The organism is Epilithonimonas mollis (assembly GCF_900142325.1).
In the GTDB taxonomy this organism is placed as follows: Bacteria; Bacteroidota; Bacteroidia; order Flavobacteriales; family Weeksellaceae; genus Epilithonimonas; species Epilithonimonas mollis.
Map to the genome: position 1 here is coordinate 92,066 of NZ_FRAM01000001.1, position 20,695 is coordinate 112,760.

Annotated in this window: 11 protein-coding genes; 3 read left to right on the top strand and 8 right to left on the bottom strand. The window is 39.0% G+C overall.

From position 1 onward, the window contains the following. Nucleotides 1-3 precede the first annotated feature (3 nt). Together BUA97_RS00430 and BUA97_RS00435 are read right to left on the bottom strand one after the other, a co-directional pair. Nucleotides 4-681, bottom strand: a complete 678-nt coding sequence (locus BUA97_RS00430; RefSeq protein ID WP_072995744.1) for a response regulator transcription factor — start codon at nucleotides 679-681, stop codon at nucleotides 4-6. After that, a complete protein-coding gene (locus BUA97_RS00435; protein ID WP_072995746.1) occupies nucleotides 671-1,975 on the bottom strand; it encodes a sensor histidine kinase in 1,305 nt (434 codons plus the stop codon). Before BUA97_RS00435 ends, BUA97_RS00430 begins: the two co-directional genes overlap by 11 nt. 208 nt (nucleotides 1,976-2,183) lie before the next feature. Between BUA97_RS00435 and BUA97_RS00440 the strand changes: the two genes are divergently transcribed. Beyond that, nucleotides 2,184-4,535 carry an outer membrane beta-barrel family protein gene (locus BUA97_RS00440; protein ID WP_072995748.1) on the top strand — a complete coding sequence of 784 codons (2,352 nt, stop codon included), beginning with the start codon at nucleotides 2,184-2,186 and terminating at the stop codon, nucleotides 4,533-4,535. Between the two features lie 76 nt (nucleotides 4,536-4,611). After that, nucleotides 4,612-7,602, top strand: coding sequence for an AsmA-like C-terminal region-containing protein (locus BUA97_RS00445; protein ID WP_245795772.1), 2,991 nt, complete (start codon nucleotides 4,612-4,614; stop codon nucleotides 7,600-7,602). Nucleotides 7,603-7,694: 92 nt separating this feature from the next. Here BUA97_RS00445 and BUA97_RS00450 read toward each other — a convergent pair whose 3' ends face one another. After that, nucleotides 7,695-8,618 carry a hypothetical protein gene (locus BUA97_RS00450; RefSeq protein ID WP_072995750.1) on the bottom strand — a complete coding sequence of 308 codons (924 nt, stop codon included), beginning with the start codon at nucleotides 8,616-8,618 and terminating at the stop codon, nucleotides 7,695-7,697. 508 nt (nucleotides 8,619-9,126) lie between these two features. Here BUA97_RS00450 and BUA97_RS00455 point away from each other — a divergent pair. Continuing rightward, nucleotides 9,127-10,308 (top strand): acyl-CoA dehydrogenase family protein, encoded by a 1,182-nt coding sequence (locus tag BUA97_RS00455; protein ID WP_072997159.1) that lies wholly within the window; start codon nucleotides 9,127-9,129, stop codon nucleotides 10,306-10,308. 474 nt (nucleotides 10,309-10,782) lie between these two features. Here the strand turns inward: BUA97_RS00455 and BUA97_RS00460 are convergent, their stop codons facing one another. The 5 genes from BUA97_RS00460 to BUA97_RS17240 form a co-directional block, all read right to left on the bottom strand. Continuing rightward, nucleotides 10,783-13,476, bottom strand: a complete 2,694-nt coding sequence (locus BUA97_RS00460) for a PD-(D/E)XK nuclease family protein (protein ID WP_072995752.1) — start codon at nucleotides 13,474-13,476, stop codon at nucleotides 10,783-10,785. 268 nt (nucleotides 13,477-13,744) lie between these two features. Further along, complete coding sequence (locus BUA97_RS00465; protein ID WP_072995754.1) at nucleotides 13,745-14,158, bottom strand: hypothetical protein; 414 nt, start codon at nucleotides 14,156-14,158, stop codon at nucleotides 13,745-13,747. 12 nt (nucleotides 14,159-14,170) lie between these two features. After that, entirely contained in the window at nucleotides 14,171-14,806 is a 636-nt protein-coding gene (gene rsmG / locus BUA97_RS00470) for a 16S rRNA (guanine(527)-N(7))-methyltransferase RsmG (protein ID WP_072995756.1), read from the bottom strand. Between the two features lie 99 nt (nucleotides 14,807-14,905). Continuing rightward, nucleotides 14,906-19,021 (bottom strand): Ig-like domain-containing protein, encoded by a 4,116-nt coding sequence (locus BUA97_RS00475; protein WP_084081225.1) that lies wholly within the window; start codon nucleotides 19,019-19,021, stop codon nucleotides 14,906-14,908. A gap of 322 nt (nucleotides 19,022-19,343) precedes the next feature. Further along, on the bottom strand, nucleotides 19,344-20,516 hold the full coding sequence (locus BUA97_RS17240; RefSeq protein WP_221405643.1) for a LuxR C-terminal-related transcriptional regulator: 1,173 nt from the start codon (nucleotides 20,514-20,516) through the stop codon (nucleotides 19,344-19,346). Nucleotides 20,517-20,695: the final 179 nt, after the last annotated feature.

Genomic DNA, 20,695 nt, shown 5'->3' on the forward strand with positions numbered 1-20,695 from the left:
ATATCAATCGGGATACTCCACCCTGAATCCGATTCCGCGGATGGCATCAAAGCGTATTCTTTCGTCATTATGAAAATACTTTCTCAGCCTGGTCATAAAAACATCCAGACTCCTGCCAAAGAAATAATCGTTCCCGCCCCAAAGCGATTCCAGAATGTCTTTCCTGCTGACAATCTTCCGGTTATTCCTGGAAAGCAGAAGCAACAGCTCCGCCTCTTTCTCAGTCAGCTGGATCGTCTCATTCTGAAAGAGCAACTGAAACTGTGAAGGTATGAAACAATAAAGCCCCATCTTAATCACAGTATCCACAGCGGCCTGGTGCCTCCTGAGAATATTTTTGATCCGCAGTATCAATTCTTCCGGTTCGCAGGGTTTTGTGATGTAATCATCCGCACCCAGTTTCAGCCCCAGAATACGGTCGATGCTCTGACCTTTTGCCGTCAGAAATAAAAACGGGATACCAGATGTTTTCCTGATCACCCTGGACAGCTCGAAACCATCCATCACCGGCAGCATGACATCCAGAATCGCCAGCTGGTAACGGTCTATTATAGTCTTATCGGTAAGGATATCCTGGGGATCTGAGAACCAACCAACCTCAAAATCAGCAAATTCCAGATATTGTTTCAGAACCATCCCCAGATCCCGATCATCTTCCACCAGCAGAATCCTAGGCTTCATCCGGAATCGTTATTTTAAATGAAACCCCCTTACTTTTTGTAATCACTTCGATATCGCCTTTGTATTTGTCAACTATTTTCTTCACCAGAAAAAGACCGACCCCTAATCCATTGATATGGAGATTGTTTTCTCTCGTGATGCGGTAATACTTCTCAAAAATATTTTTCTTTTCCATTATCGGGATACCCATGCCATCATCAGAGACTTCTATGACGACAGATCCCTTCACGCTTATCAGCAAACCAATTTCACCCGCACCATATTTTGAAGCGTTGTCGATCAGGTTGTCCATGATCTGCCTAAAATCATTCAGGTACAAAACCTTGTTGGCATCAAAACGGATACTGATCTTAAAACCGATTTTATCAAAAGACCTCTTAATATCGGCACAGTAGCTTTCCACATCATTTTTAGTCACCAAAATCCCGGCATCATGATGGGCATGGATGGATGACACAATATTTTCCAGACGCCTTATCTGGCGGTCCAGCAAAGCTTTAGACTCTGTATCGGACGACCGGGCAATGGAGAATTTCAAAGTTGTGATCGGCGTATTCAGTTCGTGTGCGATAGAATCGATAGTCGTGTGGAGCTGTGAGATTTTCTTTTCCTGACGGTTCAGATTTCGGATGCTGTTCCGGAACAGAATGACAATCAGAATAACGATGAGCAAGCTGATTATAACCAGCGGTATCATTTTCTTCACTACCAGCAGCTGAATATTCAGCAGCTGAAAAGTCGATTTTGACTTTACTAGGTAATAGTCCTTCTCATTCATCTTCAGATCTGTGTTTTCCCTGGATTGCCGGCTGGACCATTTGCCCTCGTTGATAACCAAGGGCTTGGTCATCTGTCTTACACTCTGGTACAAAACCAGAGAACGATTGACCGGCAAAAGCTCTTTTTTCTGAACTTCATCCACTATCGAATAGATCTCGCTTTTCATCGCTATCTCAAAACCCGATTCCCCTATATTTTCTTTGAGAATCCTTTCCAGTTTTTTGTTATAATAAGGTTCCGATGAATACAGAAGTTCGGGATGTATTATTTTTTCTTTCTGAATGGTTATTCCTTTTTTCAGTCTTTCGAAATCGCCTACAAGCTTTTCCTCGCTCGTATCATTTTCATACTTCTCCATTGTCTCAAGCGTTTTGTCTGCAATGGTTCTGGCCTGCCTGATCAGCTCTTTTTCCTCCAGGCGGTAAGAATTATAAATGTAATAGCCCTGCAGAACAAGCAACACAATGAGGCTGAAGGTGAACAAAATAATCGTGGTCTTTCTCTTCCGATTCATACAGATTTTACAGATGTAAAGTTCCAGTTTGCTTAAAAACCCTTGACTCTGCTCAGTATGATATTGTCACCCTGAACGGAATCGAAGCCTTTATTTATTGTTTCAAAAATACAATCAATTTTCTTTCAAAACAGACATTAACCTTCCATTAACCGTTCATTAACAAAACTATCCAGTGTTCCGTCCCAACTTTGTCAAAATTATTGAAATGAAATTTTACATTGCAATCGCATTTCTGCTTCCGGTTTTTATCTGGAGCCAGACGATCAACGGACACATCGAGAATGAAAAGCAGGAACCTCTATCCGAATCCAGTATTGAAATTAATAACAATACAACCCTGTTCTATTCTGATAAAGAAGGTAACTTCAGCCTTGATGATGTTGCAAAATTCCCCGTATCAATTGTCATCAAAAAACAAGATTACAAGGATTATGAGATCATTCTGGAAAATAACGAGCCGCTGAATATCATCCTGAAAAGAGACACCGTAAAATCCATAGAAACCGTACGTCTAAAAGCGAACAAACCTTTGCTAAAAAGGAAAATTGACCGTCTGGAATTCAATATCGACAAAACACCGCTCCAGAATCTGAATGCCTGGGACATCCTGAAAAGTACGCCCAACATTCTGGTTAAAAATGAAGAACTGAGCGTCCGCGGCAACTCACAGATCATTGTGACCATCAATGATAAAAAAACACTCATGACACAGGAGCAACTGAAGCAGCTTCTTGAGAATACCGACGGAAACAATGTCTCTTCCGTGGAGGTCATCACCAATCCGCCGGCAAAATATGAAGCACAGGGAAGCGCTATTATCAATATAAAAATGAAGCAGAACGTACTGTCCGGCTACAAAGGCAGGATCTCGACAAGATATACCCAGGCCACCTATGCCAAAGGCCTGATCGGGACATCACAGTCCTACAACACAGACCAATGGCAGCTGACGGGCAACTATAATTTCGTAACCGGGGATTATGTGCGGTACAACTTCGACGTCGTCACCTTTGATAAAGACAAAACACGGTGGGAAAGCGATATGGTGCGGAAAACGCATGCCCATGAGCAGCATGTTTACAATTTTTCTGCACAATATGCCGTGGACAGCTTATCGACAGTACAGTTTGGGTTTGATGGCTATAATGCACCAAACAATAACGGTCATTATCGCATCCCGACCAGCATTTTCAATACAGATAACGGCCTGCTGCAGTCTTATTACCACACCTCCAACCAAAGAAGACTGTATGACAACAGCTTCAATGCTTATCTGGTTTATGATAAAAAATCCGGGAACCATAATCTGACCTGGACCAATAACTCCAGCCTGAAGAGATTCAAGGATAACCAGGAAGTGGAAACCCTTCTCAATTTTGAAGGTCAGCCTGAGAGCAGAAACCGGTTTGCCAACAAAAGCATTCAGGATATTTCGCTCATTGCCACACAGCTGGATTACCGTTACTCGGATGACAAGCTGACCGTGGAAAGCGGCCTGAAATACAGCTTCGTGAAAAACCGGAATGATCTTGACTTCTTTGACGGAACCAGCGGAAGCCTTATAGCCGATGTAAGCAAAAGCAATTTATTCAATTATAAAGAGAATATCTTCGCAGCCTACATATCCTCCGAATATAAATGGAACAAATGGGAAATGAAAGCCGGCCTGAGATCCGAAACCACTTTAATCAAAACCGATTCCGATAATCCGACGGTGGAAAACAAGACGACCAAAACAGGCCTGTTCCCTACTTTTTACCTGATGTATAACCTGAAAGATGACCAGCAACTTGGATTCTCCTACGGAAAGAGAATTGACCGTCCGAATTATGATTTCCTGAACCCTTCCAAATCCTATTACAATCTATATTCTTATTTCCAGGGCGATGCCTATCTGAAATCGACCATTATCCATAACCTGAGTCTTACCTACACTGTCAAAGACTGGAATTTTGAAACCTACTTCAGCTATATCAAAGATCCTTCTATGGAAATATCCGTTCAGAATCCACAGACTTTTGAAACGGTTTACAACTACACCAATATCGACCATGGAAAAAATATTGGAGCTAACGTTTCAAAAAGTTTCTCCATAAATCCATCCTGGAAAGTTAACCTTTTTGCTATGGGCGAATATCAGGAAAACTATTTCTTCGGGACCGACAAGACCCTTTATAAAAATGACGTCTTTTTCTATAATAGCAACTTATCAACCCAGATCACACTGGACAAAGCCAAAACATGGGATCTGAACTTATCATATGTCTATAATTCCAAAACGATCCAGGGTTCCTTTGATATCAGCTCTTCTCAAAAGACCAGCGTTATCATCAACAAAAAAATGTTAACCAAACGCCTGGAAGCGGGATTGGTCTTCAATGATATTTTCCGGACCGACAAAAATGTGATCTCAACAAGATATGCTGACCAGAATCAGTATTTCAAGGACTACAGAGACACGCAGTATGTTATGATCAATCTGAAATATAATTTTGGAAATCAGAAAGTAAAAGATGCCAAAGCCGGAAACAAAACCGATGAACAGAACAGACTGTAATTTTATTAACACTTTTTTGAAAGGGAGAGCTCATTTTGCTCTCCTTTTTTCAGTCTAAAATCCACAACGATCAATTATGTTTTTGATAATTAATCGTTCCAAAGCGACAGGCAAAATTATTACCAGAACGCTTTTAGCACAATCTTTGAATTACTCCGTCAAATCAGATACAGCTATGGAAAAGGTAAAAACAACGATATTGAAAATATTAAAATGGGCAGGAATTGTGATCGCTTCTATCCTGTTTCTCATGTTTATTATTCCTATTTTGTTTCCCGGAACTATTTCTCAGCAGGTGAAGATTTTTGCGAATAAACATCTTGCGGGAGAACTGAATTACAAAAAGACGCACCTCACATTTTTCCGTCACTTCCCTTCACTCACGGTGTCCGTGGACGATTTTGTATTGAAAGGCTCCAGACCATTTGAACAGGATACACTCCTTGCGGCACGGGAAGTCGCAGCCGGGATCAATCTGAAAAATCTGATTTTTGACAGAGAGATCAAAATTGACGAGATCTATGTAAATGACGCCACAGCCAATGTTTTTGTTAACTCCAAAGGAGAAGCAAACTATAATGTCTATGTTTCCAAACCCTCTGAGAAACCAAAAGATACCACCAAAGCCGGCGCATCCATAAAGCTGGATCTGATCAAGCTTAAAAACTGGAATATCAAGTATAATGACCATGCTGCCAATATCCTGGTGAAAGCAAAAGGTCTGAACTATACCGGAAAAGGCGGCCTGAGCGAAGATATTTTCGATCTGGAAACCGACCTGGATATTGACCAACTGGATTTTGCACTGAACAGAATCTGGTATGCACAGCAAAAGACTTTGCACGCCGATCTGATCACCAGAATCAATACGAATGCCCTGACATTTGTCTTAAGAAAAAATGAGTTGCGGATCAATGAGCTGCCTTTGAAATTCACAGGGTTTGTGAGCATCCTGAAAGATGGTTACCATCTGAATATCAACGCAGCATCTGAAAAAACGACTATCCGGGATATGATTTCGGTTTTGCCGCCGCAATATCTGGAATGGGCCAAGGACACAAAGATCGAAGGTAACAGCGATCTGTTCTTCAGCCTGAAAGGACGTTTCAGCGAACCGAAAAATCTGAAGCCAAACCTGAGTGCAAAACTGAAAGTCAATAACGGTTTCGTTTCCAACAGCGGCGCACCTGTACCAATGAATAATCTGAATATGGATCTTAGTGTTGATTTACCTTCGCTGGATACTGAGAAACTTCTGCTCGATCTGAAAACACTCAGCTTCGATCTCGGAAAAAATAACCAGTTCCGTGCAAAGGTCAGAACTCAGGGTCAGAACGAAATGAAAGTCAATGCCAATATCAAAGGTGCGGTCGATCTCGCAACGCTGGATGCTGCACTGGGACTAAAAGATATCGAACTGAAAGGACTGATGAACACGGATATCCAGTCCAACGGTATCTTCAGTCTGGACAAAAAATTATTCCCGAAAACGGACGGCTATTTCAATCTGAAAAACGGCTGGCTGAAAACAAAATATTATCCCAACCCTATCCTGGATATCAATATCCTGGCGAAGATCCATAATACGGACGGGACTTTTAAAAGTTTGGGTGTCAAGCTTGACCCCTTCAAATTTGATTTTGAAGGCAACCCTGTCTTTGTCAATGCCGATCTGCAGGATTTTGAAGACCTGCTGTATAAAGTGCGCGCCAAAGGTGTTCTGAATGTCGGCAGAATCTACAAAGTATTCAGGAAAGAAGGCATGGATATCAGCGGACTGATCATGGCTGACCTATCTCTGAACGGCCGACAGAGTTATGCGACAACAGGCCAGTATGCCAAGCTTGACAACAGGGGCAATCTGATCCTCAAAAATATCAAAGCCACCACCGAATTTCTTCCGAAATCATTTTATATCAAAGAAGGAAACTTCAAGTTCGAAAATGAGAAAATGTGGTTTCAGAAATTCTATGGCAACTACGGAAAATCCGATTATACGCTTAATGGCTACCTGCTGAATACCATCAATTATTTCATCGAGAGAAAAGGAACACTTCACGGGAAATTCGTGCTGAGATCCAATTATATTTTGGTGGATGAATTTATGGCTCTGAAAGAGGGCGACAACCGCGATAAATCCCTCGCCGTGGAGTATGCCAAAGAAGAACACCCTAAAAGCAGCGGCGTAGTCATCGTCCCGAAAAACCTGGATGTCGCACTGGAAGCCCATGCCAAAAAGGTTAACTTCAAAGGCCTGGTGTTAAACAATCTGGCCAGCACTGCCTCTGTCAACACGGGGCAGGTGTACCTGAAAAATACAACCTTCGACATCATCGGCAGCCGGATGCAAATCGATGCCAGGTACCAGGACGAATCGCCTGTTACAGCCAACTACGATGTAGCATTGAAAGTCGATAACTTCAATGTCCAGAGGGCTTATAAGGAAATAGATATGGTCCGGGAAATGGCCACGGCAGCGAAAAATGTGAAAGGCATTGTCTCTCTGGATTATAAGCTGAAAGGCGATTTTGACAACAATATGAAGCCTATCTATCCGTCACTGGAAGGCGGCGGGAATGTCAACTTAAAAGATGTAGAAGTCAAAAACCTGAAAATGCTTTCTGCAGTTGGCGATAATATTGGTGCGAATGCCTTTGATAATCCTGATATGAAAGGTGTGGATATCAAGACGAGCATCAACAATAATCTGATTCATGTAGAACCGTTTACCTTCAAAGTTTCTGTTCTGCGGCCAACGATCAGCGGAACAACTAGCTTTAATGGTTTACTCGACTTTAGAGTTAGAGTCGGGTTGCCGCCAGGCGGCTGGATCGGATTCCCGATTGTGGTAACAGGAACGCATGAAAAACCGAAAATCAAGATCTTCAGCAAAACCGGACAGGGCATCATCGAAGCGTTATATAATACCAAATCCAACAAAGTCATCCGGGAAGAAAAACGGGCTGAAAAAAAATCGCGGGTACAACAGCGGGAAGATCAACGTGCCCAAGAAAAGAAAGCCGAGAATGCCGAAAAGCAGGTTGATAAAGATTTGAAGAAGAAATAAAAGTAGAGCTCCAATTGATTGGAGCTTTTTTTGTTTTGGATTGCTGGTGTCTTTTTTGGGATACAAGTAAAATGCTTACGCCAGCGTGGAGATTAAATACAGTCTTTTTCTTTTACAGATATTTCTTTAGACCAAAATTCGTACGTACTCCTTTCTATATATCTCTTTGCTATAAGTTCATTCAATTTATTTTTAATTTGTTGTAACAAACAAAAATCTATCTTTTGATTTTCAAAAAAGTAAAACATATCATCTAACAATAATACCGATTTTTGAGTAGGTAATATCACAAATAAAAAGCCATAAAAATAATTATCATCTATTAAATTTCCATTTATATCGCCTCTTGAAAAGACTTTTGCCAATATTTCCAATTCGTTATCATTCCATAATAGCAATTCGATTTTTAACTGCTCAAAATCTTCATCATCAAAATCCATCAATATCTTAATTGAAGCATCTTGAATTCCATCAATTTCATCAAAAGCTTGCATTGATTTAGTCAACGAAAGAATCTCCTTTCGTAACTCATTTATTTTCTGTTTTATTAAGTTATTTCTTATAGCGATTTTTTTAGCTTCATAAATCCTTAAACAATGCAAATTATAATATGGAGTTTTATCATACCCTTTATTTTCAAACCATTCTATAATCAAATCTAAAAGTTCAATTGATTTATACGCTCCTTTTAATATTACATCGGAAGCGTTTTCAAGAATATCTAACTTCTCAGATTCATCTTCTAGATTAGCTAATAAAAAAGTGAGAATTTTACTTTGATTATTAAATGTACTTTCATTTGTAAAACCATATATCAAACATTCACTTAATATTTGAATTTTATCAAGTTGCCAGCTTAAAATTTGTGATTCTAATTCAATCATATCATTATCATCGAAATCTTTTAAAATATTTATCACATAAGTTTTACCGGTACAATACCAATAGTCACTATCCTCAAATTCTTTATTTAAGATTAAGTTATAAAGACGTTTTATTTTATAATTTTCTGACATATAGTGCTGATATCTTTATTAATCCAGAGATTTCTACTGATAAAAATAACATTAATTCCAATACCATCCCACAAAAACCACCCACCCCCCCTTACGAAGTGGTAAAAGCTGGTTGGTCAAGTAGTCGCAACCGTTTCAGAACCGCCTATGACCACTTCAGTAACTGGTCGCAGGCGGTCACCTAAATGGTATCGGGCGGTTGAGGACCACCTAAAAGCGGTTGGTAAAATGGTCTTGACCACTTATGCAACTGGTCGCAAGCACTTCAAGACCGGTTGCGACCATTTCATAACCAGGCTAAGGGTGGTTCGGAACCAGGGGTACCCCCTCCTGCACCCCCCTGTATAAAATTTAGTCTTGTAAGCAATATAAGTATTGATGGGCATTGCAGCAGCTTACGGTTATCTTTTCCCTGAGAAAAAAAGTAAAAAATCACAAAATGAATTATTTGTTAATATTATTTTTCGCCAATTCAGGAAAAGCTTTATTTTTAGGCAAAACAAAAATAATGTCATATTACCCGTTAACAAGCATACCAGATTATTATTCAATAGACGCTCTTTTGACCGAAGAACACAAGCTTATCCGCGATTCTGTAAGAAGCTGGGTGGAGAGTTTTGTAATGCCACAGATCGATGAAGCGGCACAAAATCACACCGATATTCCGGGATTGATGAAGGAATTGGGAAATATCGGCGCGTTGGGTCCGTACATTCCGGAAGAATACGGCGGTCCCGGACTGGATCAGATTTCTTATGGATTGATCATGCAGGAACTGGAAAGAGGCGATTCGGCGGTTCGTTCGGCGGCGTCTGTACAGTCTTCCCTGGTGATGTTCCCGATTTTTGAATACGGTTCTGAGGATCAGAAAAGAAAATATTTACCCCAATTGGCTTCCGGCGATATGATCGGATGTTTTGGCCTTACAGAGCCTAACCATGGCTCCGACCCTTCTTCTATGGAATCCAGATTCACGGATCAGGGCGACCATTATCTTCTGAATGGTGCCAAGATGTGGATCACCAACGCCCCTGTGGCAGATATTGCCGTAGTGTGGGCAAAAGGCGAAGACGGAAAAGTGCGCGGCATGATCCTGGAACGAGGCATGGAAGGTTTTACCACGCCAACTACGCATAACAAATGGAGCCTGAGAGCTTCCAAAACCGGCGAACTGGTTTTCAATAATGTGAAAGTTCCGAAAGAGAATTTACTCCCTGGTGTTGAAGGATTGAAAGGACCGTTGTCTTGTCTTAACTCGGCACGATATGGTATTTCGTGGGGCGTAATTGGTGCGGCGATGGACTGCTATTGCACCGCTGTCCAATATACCAAGGAGCGGAAACAATTCGGGAAACCGATTGCTTCTTTCCAGCTTCAGCAAAAGAAATTAGCAGAATTTTTGACAGAGATCACCAAAGCGCAACTGCTTTGCCTGCAGTTAGGTAATCTTAAAAATGTACATAAAGCTACGCCGGCACAAATCTCTATGGCGAAAAGAAACAATGTGAAAATGGCCATCGATATCGCCAGAGAATCCCGACAGATGCTGGGCGGAATGGGAATCATGGGCGAGTTCCCGATGATGCGTCACGCTGCCAACCTGGAGTCTGTGATTACTTATGAAGGAACGCATGACATCCATCTTTTGATTACCGGGATGGACATTACCGGCATCAATGCCTTCGGATAAGTCAAATCGATCTTATATATTTTAACAAAAACCTGCGGAATAATTCCGCAGGTTTTTTCGTTTTAAACATAAACCAATTTCGTTCATTAAAAAAATGTAATCAACAGGTCGCTCCTACGGAGCAAGAATCTAAGCCCTTAGAGATTTACTTTTAATATAAAAAAATTGAGTTAAATATTAGTAATCCTAATCATTCAGAAACCGATTGATAATTCTAAAGAAAGACTTAATGAAGCCGGGCATGGATTATATGAGAGATCGTCACGACCTGATCCAGAAAACCCCGACTATCACGATGAAAATCATTGTCCTTCATTTTAAGGACTGAATCTAATTTTAAGTATTTCAATAATCTGTATATGGAAAACTACAGAGAGATACTTCGACTCCGCTCAGTGCGATAATTTTAATACTAACATAGTGTATTTACAGTATGTCAGGCTGTGCGAAGTTAAAGCCTTTAGAGTCATATTCTTACCAACTCACTTTTTCTTTTTCCTCAAACGGAATCTCAGGATTCAGGATTTCAAAAATCAGGTTTCTGACAGCGTCTTCCACTTCCGGATCTTCAATATCCATGAAATTCAGCGTTTGCGGACCATTATTGACTTCTGCAAAAGACCAGATCGCAGTTTGTACATTTTCCGGTTTTATATTTAATGAATTGGTGATGCAGAATTTATAAATTGATAATTGTAACGCTTGTTTATAATCATCCCGAAAGAATAATTCCGGTAATTTTTCTTCTTTGTTTTTTCCTAGATTGATGGTCAGGTTTTTCGGCTTTGCCGTTTTATAGTCGATAACCCTGGTAATCCCGTCCAGTCTGTCGATCCTGTCTATGAAACCATAAAAACTGATTTTGTCGGTTTGGGCTTCATCCAGAAAAAAATCGCAATTGATCTCTTTTTCCAGATCCAGAATCTGTAGAGCAGCACCATTCTTCACCATTTCCAGATCATATTCTACAATATTGCGCACTACTCTTTTGGCAATTTCTTTGTGGATGTAATTCATTCCCCGTTGGTAGAACTCCTGCTGGTGTTTCAGCTTCTCAATAGCAAAGTCGATCGCTGGATCTGTCTGTTGAAGTAAATTTTCTAAATCACTAACCGTTAATACCTTACCTGTAATGGGATCATGTAGAAACTGCAAAGCATAATGTACCAAATTACCATAATTTCTTTGTGATAATTCTTCCTCGATCTCGCTGGTTTCCCTGGTTTTGAGAATATGATTAAGATAGAAATCGATCGGATTATAAAGATAAGTCACGAGATGCGAAGGCGAAACACGTTTTTTCCATTCGTTCAGTAGGCGCATGACCTCCTCATTTTTTTCGATTTTCATCAGTTCCTGAGCAATCGGTTCTGAGGAATTTTCGATAATGATATGTTCGATATCGTGCGGGCTTTCCATTTCCAGTTGTGTAATGAAACGGCTTTTTTCGCCTGTATTGACACCGGAACTCAACGCATTGTAAAGCAAATGCACGTTCTCCGAATTCTGGATTAATCTGTAAAAATGATAAGCATAAATACTGTCATTTTCCAAGAAGGTATTCAGTCCAAAATTCTTGCGGACATCAAACGGAATATAGGTATTCTGGGTATTTCCTAACGGTAATTTCCCTTCGTTAACAGATAACAGAATGATATTTTTGAAGTTTGAAAGCCGAGTTTCCAACAGTCCCATAATCTGGAAACCGGCCAGCGGTTCACCCACAAAATCAATAGTTTCCGAATTGACCAGCTGATTGATGAGAATCTCGAGTGTTTCTATTTTCACATCAATCTGATAAGGCTGCAACTGGTTTCTGATAACTTTGAAAACATTCTCAAACAAAGCAATATTTTCATACTGAATATCATCCAGCTCTTTGAACTTAAGTTCGTAACAGAACCTAATCAGCAGTTCTAAAAATGTCTGATAGTTTTCAGGTTTTTGCAGAAGCTGGAAATAACTCAGGTTTCCAAGTAATTCCTGTAACAAGGATTTAGATATATAAACAATGTTTCGTTCTTCTATTGCTAAGATAAAATTCCGGATAATTTCAGAATCATTTTCATCATTCGGCAATTCTTCCAGAATTGGCAGAACGTCCGCGTAATAGTAACTGGATGATTTTTTTTCCTGTTGTTTCTGAAGATAGAAAAGCTTTTTAACCGCATTGCTGAAAGATAGATTCTTCAATGGAAATCCCATAGTGATGTTCACGCTGTCAACAACATTTAAACTGTCTAAAACCGCAGGTAAAAGATTCTCATCCAACAGTACCAAAGCGGTTTGTGAGAGTTCTGTTTTGGGGATTTTTTTCAGGATTTGAGGAAGGAATTTTGCCTGAACGATGTTCCCGGAAACTTCGTAGGTTTTGATATTTTTGGACTGAGAAAACTGATTTTCAATCCATCTGAAATTCCGGCTGTCATTGAACTCTTTCCATTTCAAAGTTTCGCGCAGGAACTTTCCGGCTTCCTGTCTTTCGTCATCAATGTAATATCGATCGGCCTGGAAATAAGTCTCAGCTTTATTCCACTGCAGGAGCTGTCTTACCAACTGTTCCTCTACTCTTGACAGAGCATTGAATCCGCAGAAAATAAATTGACGATTGGTTTCTTTGGCGAAGTTTTCAATTTTTGAAAATGCTTCCTGGTAGATCATTCCTGAAGTGGCGAGGTTTTCTATCTGCAATTCCGATTTCAATAGTGGCAGGAACTCGTTCATTTTCCGCCAGAAGTTCAGGTTTCTTTTCCTGGGGTTGTCATCGTCACCGAGATTTTCGCCCCAGTTTTTGATGCGTTCTTCATCCAGCATCCAAAGCAGGATTTTCTGATCATCATCGGAGAATTTCATCATATCGTCCCAGTCTTTCTGCAGAGTCGGAAACCATTTGAGAAAACCGGAGAAATCTTCAGAAGGATCTATCTTATTATAAATCCGAAAAGCGAATAACCATAGTGCAATACCTTTTATTTCTATATTTTCTGAAAGTTCTGCAATGAGTTCGTCTATGGTGACAAAATTGGGTAAAAGTCCTTCGTATTGTTTCTCTTTGAGGATTCTTTTGATGAAGACCATTGGTCTTTTTCCCGGCAAAACGATGTCCAGCCCGGAAATATCCTGATGATTTTCTAATAATTCCGAAATAATCTTATGAAGAAACTGCATAAAAAAAGCCTTTAAAACTTAAAGGCTCAATTTAATTATTTTTGTTGAATTTAATTACGGTTTCAATTTTATTTTGTCTCAGAATATTTTCCATATTCTGAGGAATGACAAAATGTGTATTGATCTCTCTGATGATTGTAAAGATAACAAAATCCATAGCCCCGATAGCAGCGGCATCCTTTTTTGTTTTTCTTTCAATTTCTATTGATGAACAATGGTCGCAAACAAAAAAGATATAGCGGATAGCGGGAAATAGCTTCTAAAAATTTTACTCTACAACCACTTTTTTCTGGAGGAAGGTGTTGGTTCCTGCTGAATCTTTTCCTGTGAAAAATTTGAAAATGTAGGTTCCTTTTTTCTCCGGTTTGAAGTTTACACGGCTTCCGTCTACGTATGTCCCATCCAGACAGGCATCGTTTGTTTTGTATGCAAAATTGGCAACAGTTCTGACAGAATCGTTGGTGTACTGATAATCGTAGCTGTAGATGCCTTCGCATGCCCGGGTGAATGTGGAATAGAGCTTCATCTCCTGGGTCACGCCCAGCGCCATTGTATCCATCGGGATATGAACGCTGTCGATCTTGGCGGCATAGACGCTTGTAATTTCTGAATAGTCATCATTGTCCTTACAAGAGATGGCCAATAATGCTGTTAAAACGGATAAAATAAAAACATTCTTCATAATCGTTTCTTTTTAGTTGTTAAAATTACCTTTTGACAAATAGACTATTTTTTTTGTATCAAAAAATTCGCCATCGAAGTAGTTTTTGAGGTTGAAAATTTCGCATTTCAATCCAGCCAGTTCTTCTGCCAGCTCGCCGCCTTTGAGATATAGAACGCCGTTATGTTTCGGGTTGAACTGTTCTTTTTCAAATTTCCCTCTCAGCCAGGTCAGGAATACCGGCATCTGTGTGACGGCTCTGCTGACTACGAAATGGAATTTTTCTTTTAACTGTTCAGCTCTCATATGGTGTGCGGTGACATTCTGCAGGCCAAGGCTTTCCGTTACGCCTTTTACTACTGTGATTTTTTTGCCGATGCTGTCGACAAGGGTGAACTGAACCTGTGGAAATAAAATCGCTAACGGAATCCCGGGAAATCCACCGCCGGTTCCAATGTCTAGGACTTTGGTACCATCTGCGAAATCCATCACTTTTGCAATTCCTAAAGAATGCAGAATATGCTTCTCATAAAGGCTGTCTGTATCTTTTCTGGAAATGACATTGATTTTCTCATTCCAGTCTTTATACAAAGTTTCCAGTTCTTCGAATTGTTTTTGCTGTCCGCTGGTAATATCCGGAAAATATTTTAAAATTAAATCTAAAGACATAAGGCGAAATTATGAAAAAGATTTCTGAATCGTTCACTATCAGGCACAAAAAAACCATCAAAATAATTTGATGGTTAAAAATAGTTTTTCAAATTTGTGCTATTTTAAAACTTTTTTTGTCATCGTTGTATTCTTAGAAATCACTTTTATAATGTACATACCTTCTGCAAGGTTTACTTTGTTAATATTTAATTCTTTCTTAGCATTTTTTGTGTTGAATAATAATCTTCCTACTGAATCGTAAAGACTCACCTCATCCAGGTTATCTTCTGACTTCACTATGAAGTTCTCGGTATCTTTTGTGATAATGATTCCTTTTTTGACATTGTTGTCTACACCTAATGTTCCTGAAGATTTGTAAACCACTTCGAATCTATCATCATACTGTCCCGCATTAGTACTGAATACATAAGGGTTATCTGTAATATTGACCGTTTTGTCCAGATACTTGTCCTTCAGATAAACCGCCTGATTTGAATCAAAAATCCCGTTTCTGTCAGTCATAGTAATTGTATAGTTACCGGAAACCGACGCTTTGAAACCTAGTTTAGAAATATCTTCAATACTAAACTGAGGCTGTTTTGCCTGTATAGCCAGTTTATGATTATCAAGAATACTCCAGAATGAATCGCTTCCGATGGCTAAAAGATCCGCATCATAATCCGCATCAAACCCATCAGTTGCATTGGCTACATAGCCGATAAGGATTTCGTTATTCACATCTGTCGGCGACTTGAACTCCAGCCAGAATCTGTTTTTCTGAGCGCCTTTATTGTAATAATTTGCAATATCAGGTGTTCTCATATCGTTGGTAAAATTCAGAGGCTGGTTTTTCCCTTGTTGTTTTGCCTGTATTAAAAATCCTTGTCCAACCGAGATGTTACCGTTCGGCTTTTTGTTATTGTATCCGAAATATGTTGCAGAAGCACCACCAACCGATGTTAAGATAGCATAATTGTTACCACTATAGTTACTACCTTGCTGAGTAGTTATGCTTGAGTCATTATTTGTCCAGAAATAGGCAATACCAAACATTTTTGATTTATTATACTCATAAAAATCGTCAAAACTCAGATTGGAAGGATATGGATTACCAACCATATTGTACCCTTTCTGTGCGTTGGTCCACTTCAAGTTATAAGAATTGATATCACCATTTTGTGGTGTTCCTACAAACTGGAATGATGCCGGCGGCGTAGAAACTGTAACATTCTCCGGGAAGCTATTTTTCCCACGGATTGCATATCCTCTTGCAGGTTCGAAAACAGAAGCTGAGTTCAATGTAATTTCATTAGCAATGGATGACACAAACGTATCCTTAGCCTCATTGTAAACATAGAATAAATTCCAAGGAGTACCGGTACCTGTTCCTCCATTAGCTGGGTTGTATCCATCAGAGAATTGATAAAGATTCTGTCCTGTAACCGGAGATGACCAGTAATTGAAGCCCTTCTTAGGGATAATTGCCAATTTCTTTACCGTCAGGCTTCCTGTATTCTGTGCAGATCCTTTTTGCAAGAGGTTTGCATTGTGATCTACTACAAAAGAAGACGCCGTCGTATTGTTATTAGCTATCTGACCATTAACCGTGATATAACCACCTGTATTTACGGTCAAAGTTCCGCCAGCTTTTATTGTTAGGTTCTGACTTTCGAAATTCCCGTACGATGTAGTATTATATGCGGTTTCAATAATTGCATTTTTAGTTGCAGTAGGCGTCCCATTACTCCAGTGCGGGCTTGCAGGATTCGTCCATATTGTATCATTGCTTGCATACACATAGTTATAGAATATTCCGTCGATTTCTGGGCCTAAACCACCCGGAAGATATTGGAAAACATATTGTACATAATCTGTATTGTAAAGGTATAACCTTACATAGACCTTTTCGCCCGGTTCTACTTTCAGTGTATTATCAAAGTTGAAAGTTTTCAGCGTATATGTATCGGTCACTGTTCCGGTTGCCATTACTGTATATGCAGAGAAATCAGCATTTTTGGAATAACGTAACTCGTATGTTGCTCCGTTGGTACCTTTTGCGATATAGCTGAATGTTTTCGGCTCTATTGTTTTATTTGTACTGATGTTATCCAGTATAAACTGTGTATATTTTGCAGTATTAATAGGACTTCCTGTTCCGTTATTCTGGCTTACGATGTAATAGGCTTTGGGATTTGTTTCTCCCCCAACATTCACTGTTACGCCACCGGCAGTTGTCATCTGCGTGCTATTGATGAATGACTCGAAAGGAGTGGCATTAAAGTTATTCAGATCCCAACGGATAAGTGGTGTTGTAGCATTTGGATTATTGGAAATACTAACAGTTGCGGAATTTGACACACCATATTCATTGGTTATATAATATGAAAAAGAATCAGAACCAACATAATCTTTTGAAGGGATATAGTTGATGGTTTTATCAGCATTCAGACTTGTGAAGCCATGCGATGGCTGTGTGAACGTCAATGAGTTAACCTTGTTACTGTAGTCATCATTAATCAACACATTGATATCAATATCATTGTTAACGATATTAGTAACTGTATCATTATATGCAATCGGCGCAGCAGAGCTGTATTCGGTATTACCGCTGAAAGCAGGGCCAACGCTGCCTCCATCGTTGAGAAGGATTTCAAAAGCATTCCATGTATTATATACATAGATTCTCAGATATACAACCTGTCCGTCAGTTGCTATAGGTCTGGAAAAATTCGTTACCGGAATTGTTGATACAGCATTTGTTACTGTTGTTTCCGGCAGCACATTGAAAGCTGTGGCAAAATTGTCCAGAGAGTAATCAATTTTGATTCTAGCATCGCCTCCGTCTGTTCTGCAAAGAAATTTGAAATCGGATAAATATAATTTATATCCATTTTTCGGGCTGATTGTAAACTGGATATATTTTGACTTATCAATAGTTTCAACATTCTTATCCGGCCATCCGGTTGTATGGAAAGCATTGTAACCTGGTATATTAAGATACTGAGCATAAGAAAGATCAGCCGTAGAAGTCATCTTTTCAACGGTAACCTTATTGTTATATTTTGTCGGTATATAGTTGGAATTATTCCATCGTGCTATCACCGATGTCACATTCTCAATCACATCAATGCTGACAGTAGCTTCATTGGATAAACCTGTAGAATTAGCGGCTTTGTATTTGAAAGAATCTGTACCCAGATATCCTATTTCTGGCTTATAAGTTACATCTGTAGTTCCATTTACAGTAACAGTACCGTGAGCCGGTTGTTGAGTGACAGTCACCCCACTTATAGCCAAAACGGAAGTATCATTACTCAGGACATTGAAATTTGCCTCATTATTTTTATAAACAGTATAAGAATCATTATTGGCAACTGGTACAGCTGTATTCGGGTCTTCAATGATATTTATGCTAACAGTGGCCTCATTAGATAATCCTGTGCTGTTCCCCGCTTTGTATTTGAAAGAATCTGTACCTGTATATCCGGTTGCAGGTTTGTAAGTAACATTCGTAGCACCGTTTACAACCAATGTTCCGTGAACTGGCTGCTGAGTTATCGAGATACTGCTGATAGTGGTTCCGGATACATCATTACTTAGAATATTGAAGTTAGTATCCGTATTTTTATAGATTGTATAGCTGTCATTATTAGCTACCGGTGCAACTGCCTGCGCTTCCGTCAGCTTCAAAGTATTGGCTTTGATTTTCCATCCTGCGCTCCAGTTATTACCAGAAGAAAAGAAACGCACAACTAATGTCTGGGTTCCTGTTAATGTTATGTTTAAAGGAATATTCTTAACCGGATTTGAACTAATGGATTCATTATCAATAAGCGTAACAGTATTAGGATTACTAAAAAAATCAAATGTACCAATGCTATTTGCATTCGGAGCGATGTAATATTTTATTGTATAGTTAGTAGGACCCGGATTGAGTTTTTCCTGTTCGAAGGCAAGGTTTGAAATTTTCAGTGCGCCACCATTGGAAGATCCTACTGAAAATCCGAAAAACCGGTAATGCTCTATATTTCCATTATTCCAACCCGTTACAGTCATTCCCTGCGCTGCATAAGAAATCGGATTCTGGTCGGTTGTGATGGCGCTTGCATTTACTCGGCTATCATTATAAGCTACGTTTCCGCTGGAAGTCAAACCCCATCTCACTAATTCCGTCTGTGCAAATAACATGTTTGCAAAAAGAATTACAACTAGTAAAAAGTAGTGTTTTCTCATCGTCTTAAATTTGTTTTTTTGAGCGTGCAAAATTATATTATTATTAAAACTTTATAGTTAACTTATGCTAAGAACAGTTTTGATTTTTTAAATATTAGAACATTAATTGTTCTGACATTTACATGATTTCCTTATCGTTTTTTTGTCTGAAACTATTTGTTCGTTTTTGACAATGCAAAATTATTAATTATCTCATGAAAAATAAAATTAATGCAGCTAAACACCTGTGTTTAAAGCAAAAACTACCCCTTGGGGTAGTCTCTGTATGGGCGATGTAGTAGGTAGTTTTACGGAGTTGTATGGGAAATGTAGTAGGTAATTTTCAGATTTTTTCTGTCAGTTTTTTAAAAAAATCTTTCCTGTCACTGATATTTAAAATAGCATAAATATTTTTGATATGATATTTTACGGTACTTTCACTTATGAAAAGTTTGTCTGCAATTTCTTTATTAGAAAGACCATCCGCCATGTGGATCAAAAGTTCTTTTTGACGGTCCGTAAGATTCTCTGAATCCAGGAAAAAATATCGATTTGAATTGAAATAATTATTTTCGGAAATATTATTAGCGGAACCTATTTCATATTTCATCTGATCCATCGCTTCCTGTATTTTCAGCTTGTCATTCTTTATACGTTTTGATTTTTTGTAGAAATAAAATGCAATCAGAATGCTAAGAAAAATAACCATAACAAGCAATATTGTTCTCCTCAGAATATCGGACTCCTCTTTTTTCACCTGCCCTTTTTCTGTATAAACTTTATCAACAATATGCATTTCGGAAACTGTTGTGTTCAGATTCTCCAGCCTTCTTAGCGAATCTAATGCAGAACTGATAAGGTAAGCTTTACCAAACAGTTTGTTTTCTTTATAGATCCGTTCCATTTCCGACGCTGCAAAAATTTTATACTTAAGAATATTACAGCTGTCAGAGATCTGCATGCTTTTACGATAGACCTCTTCAGCCTTCTGTATGTTTTTCTTTTTGCTGTAAAGGGTCATCATCTTGACATAGACCGTCGGAAGATTGCAATGACTTACGGATTTCATAATGTCCAGAGCGAGCTTATACTTTATCTCTGCAGCTTCGAATTTGTTTTGCAGCAGCAAAAGATAACCTTCCTGCATCAGAATATAAGACTGATCCTCGGGAATAGGACTTTTATATTTCTGGGATGCAATACGTTCCATCACCTGCTTGGATTTTTGGAAATCATTATTGTCAAAATAAACAAAAGCAAGTTCATACTCGATTCTCATTCTCAGAACGTTATCATCAGGAAATCCTTTTAAAAGCGCCCTGGACTTATTCAGATTATCAATGCACATCATATAATCTCCAACACTGCGATATGTGCCTGCAAGGAAAAATAGTATATACGCTTTTTCTTGTTTTGTTAATTTTCCAGCCAACAGAATATCAGAAAGCTTTTTTTGGGAAAGCCTGTAATTACCTGCACGGTTATTCTGAATAACTTCCTCCTCCACAGAATCCATATTCAGGTTTTGAGCACTGAAAAAAACAGAAATAAAGAGCGAAAAAACAATTAAGGACTTAATAAAGCTATCATTCATCTGTGTATCTCATATTGTGATTTATACTTCGAAAAACTCAATTAAACTTCAAGAAGCGACTGCAAAAATAATTAAATATTTATATAATATATAATTACATG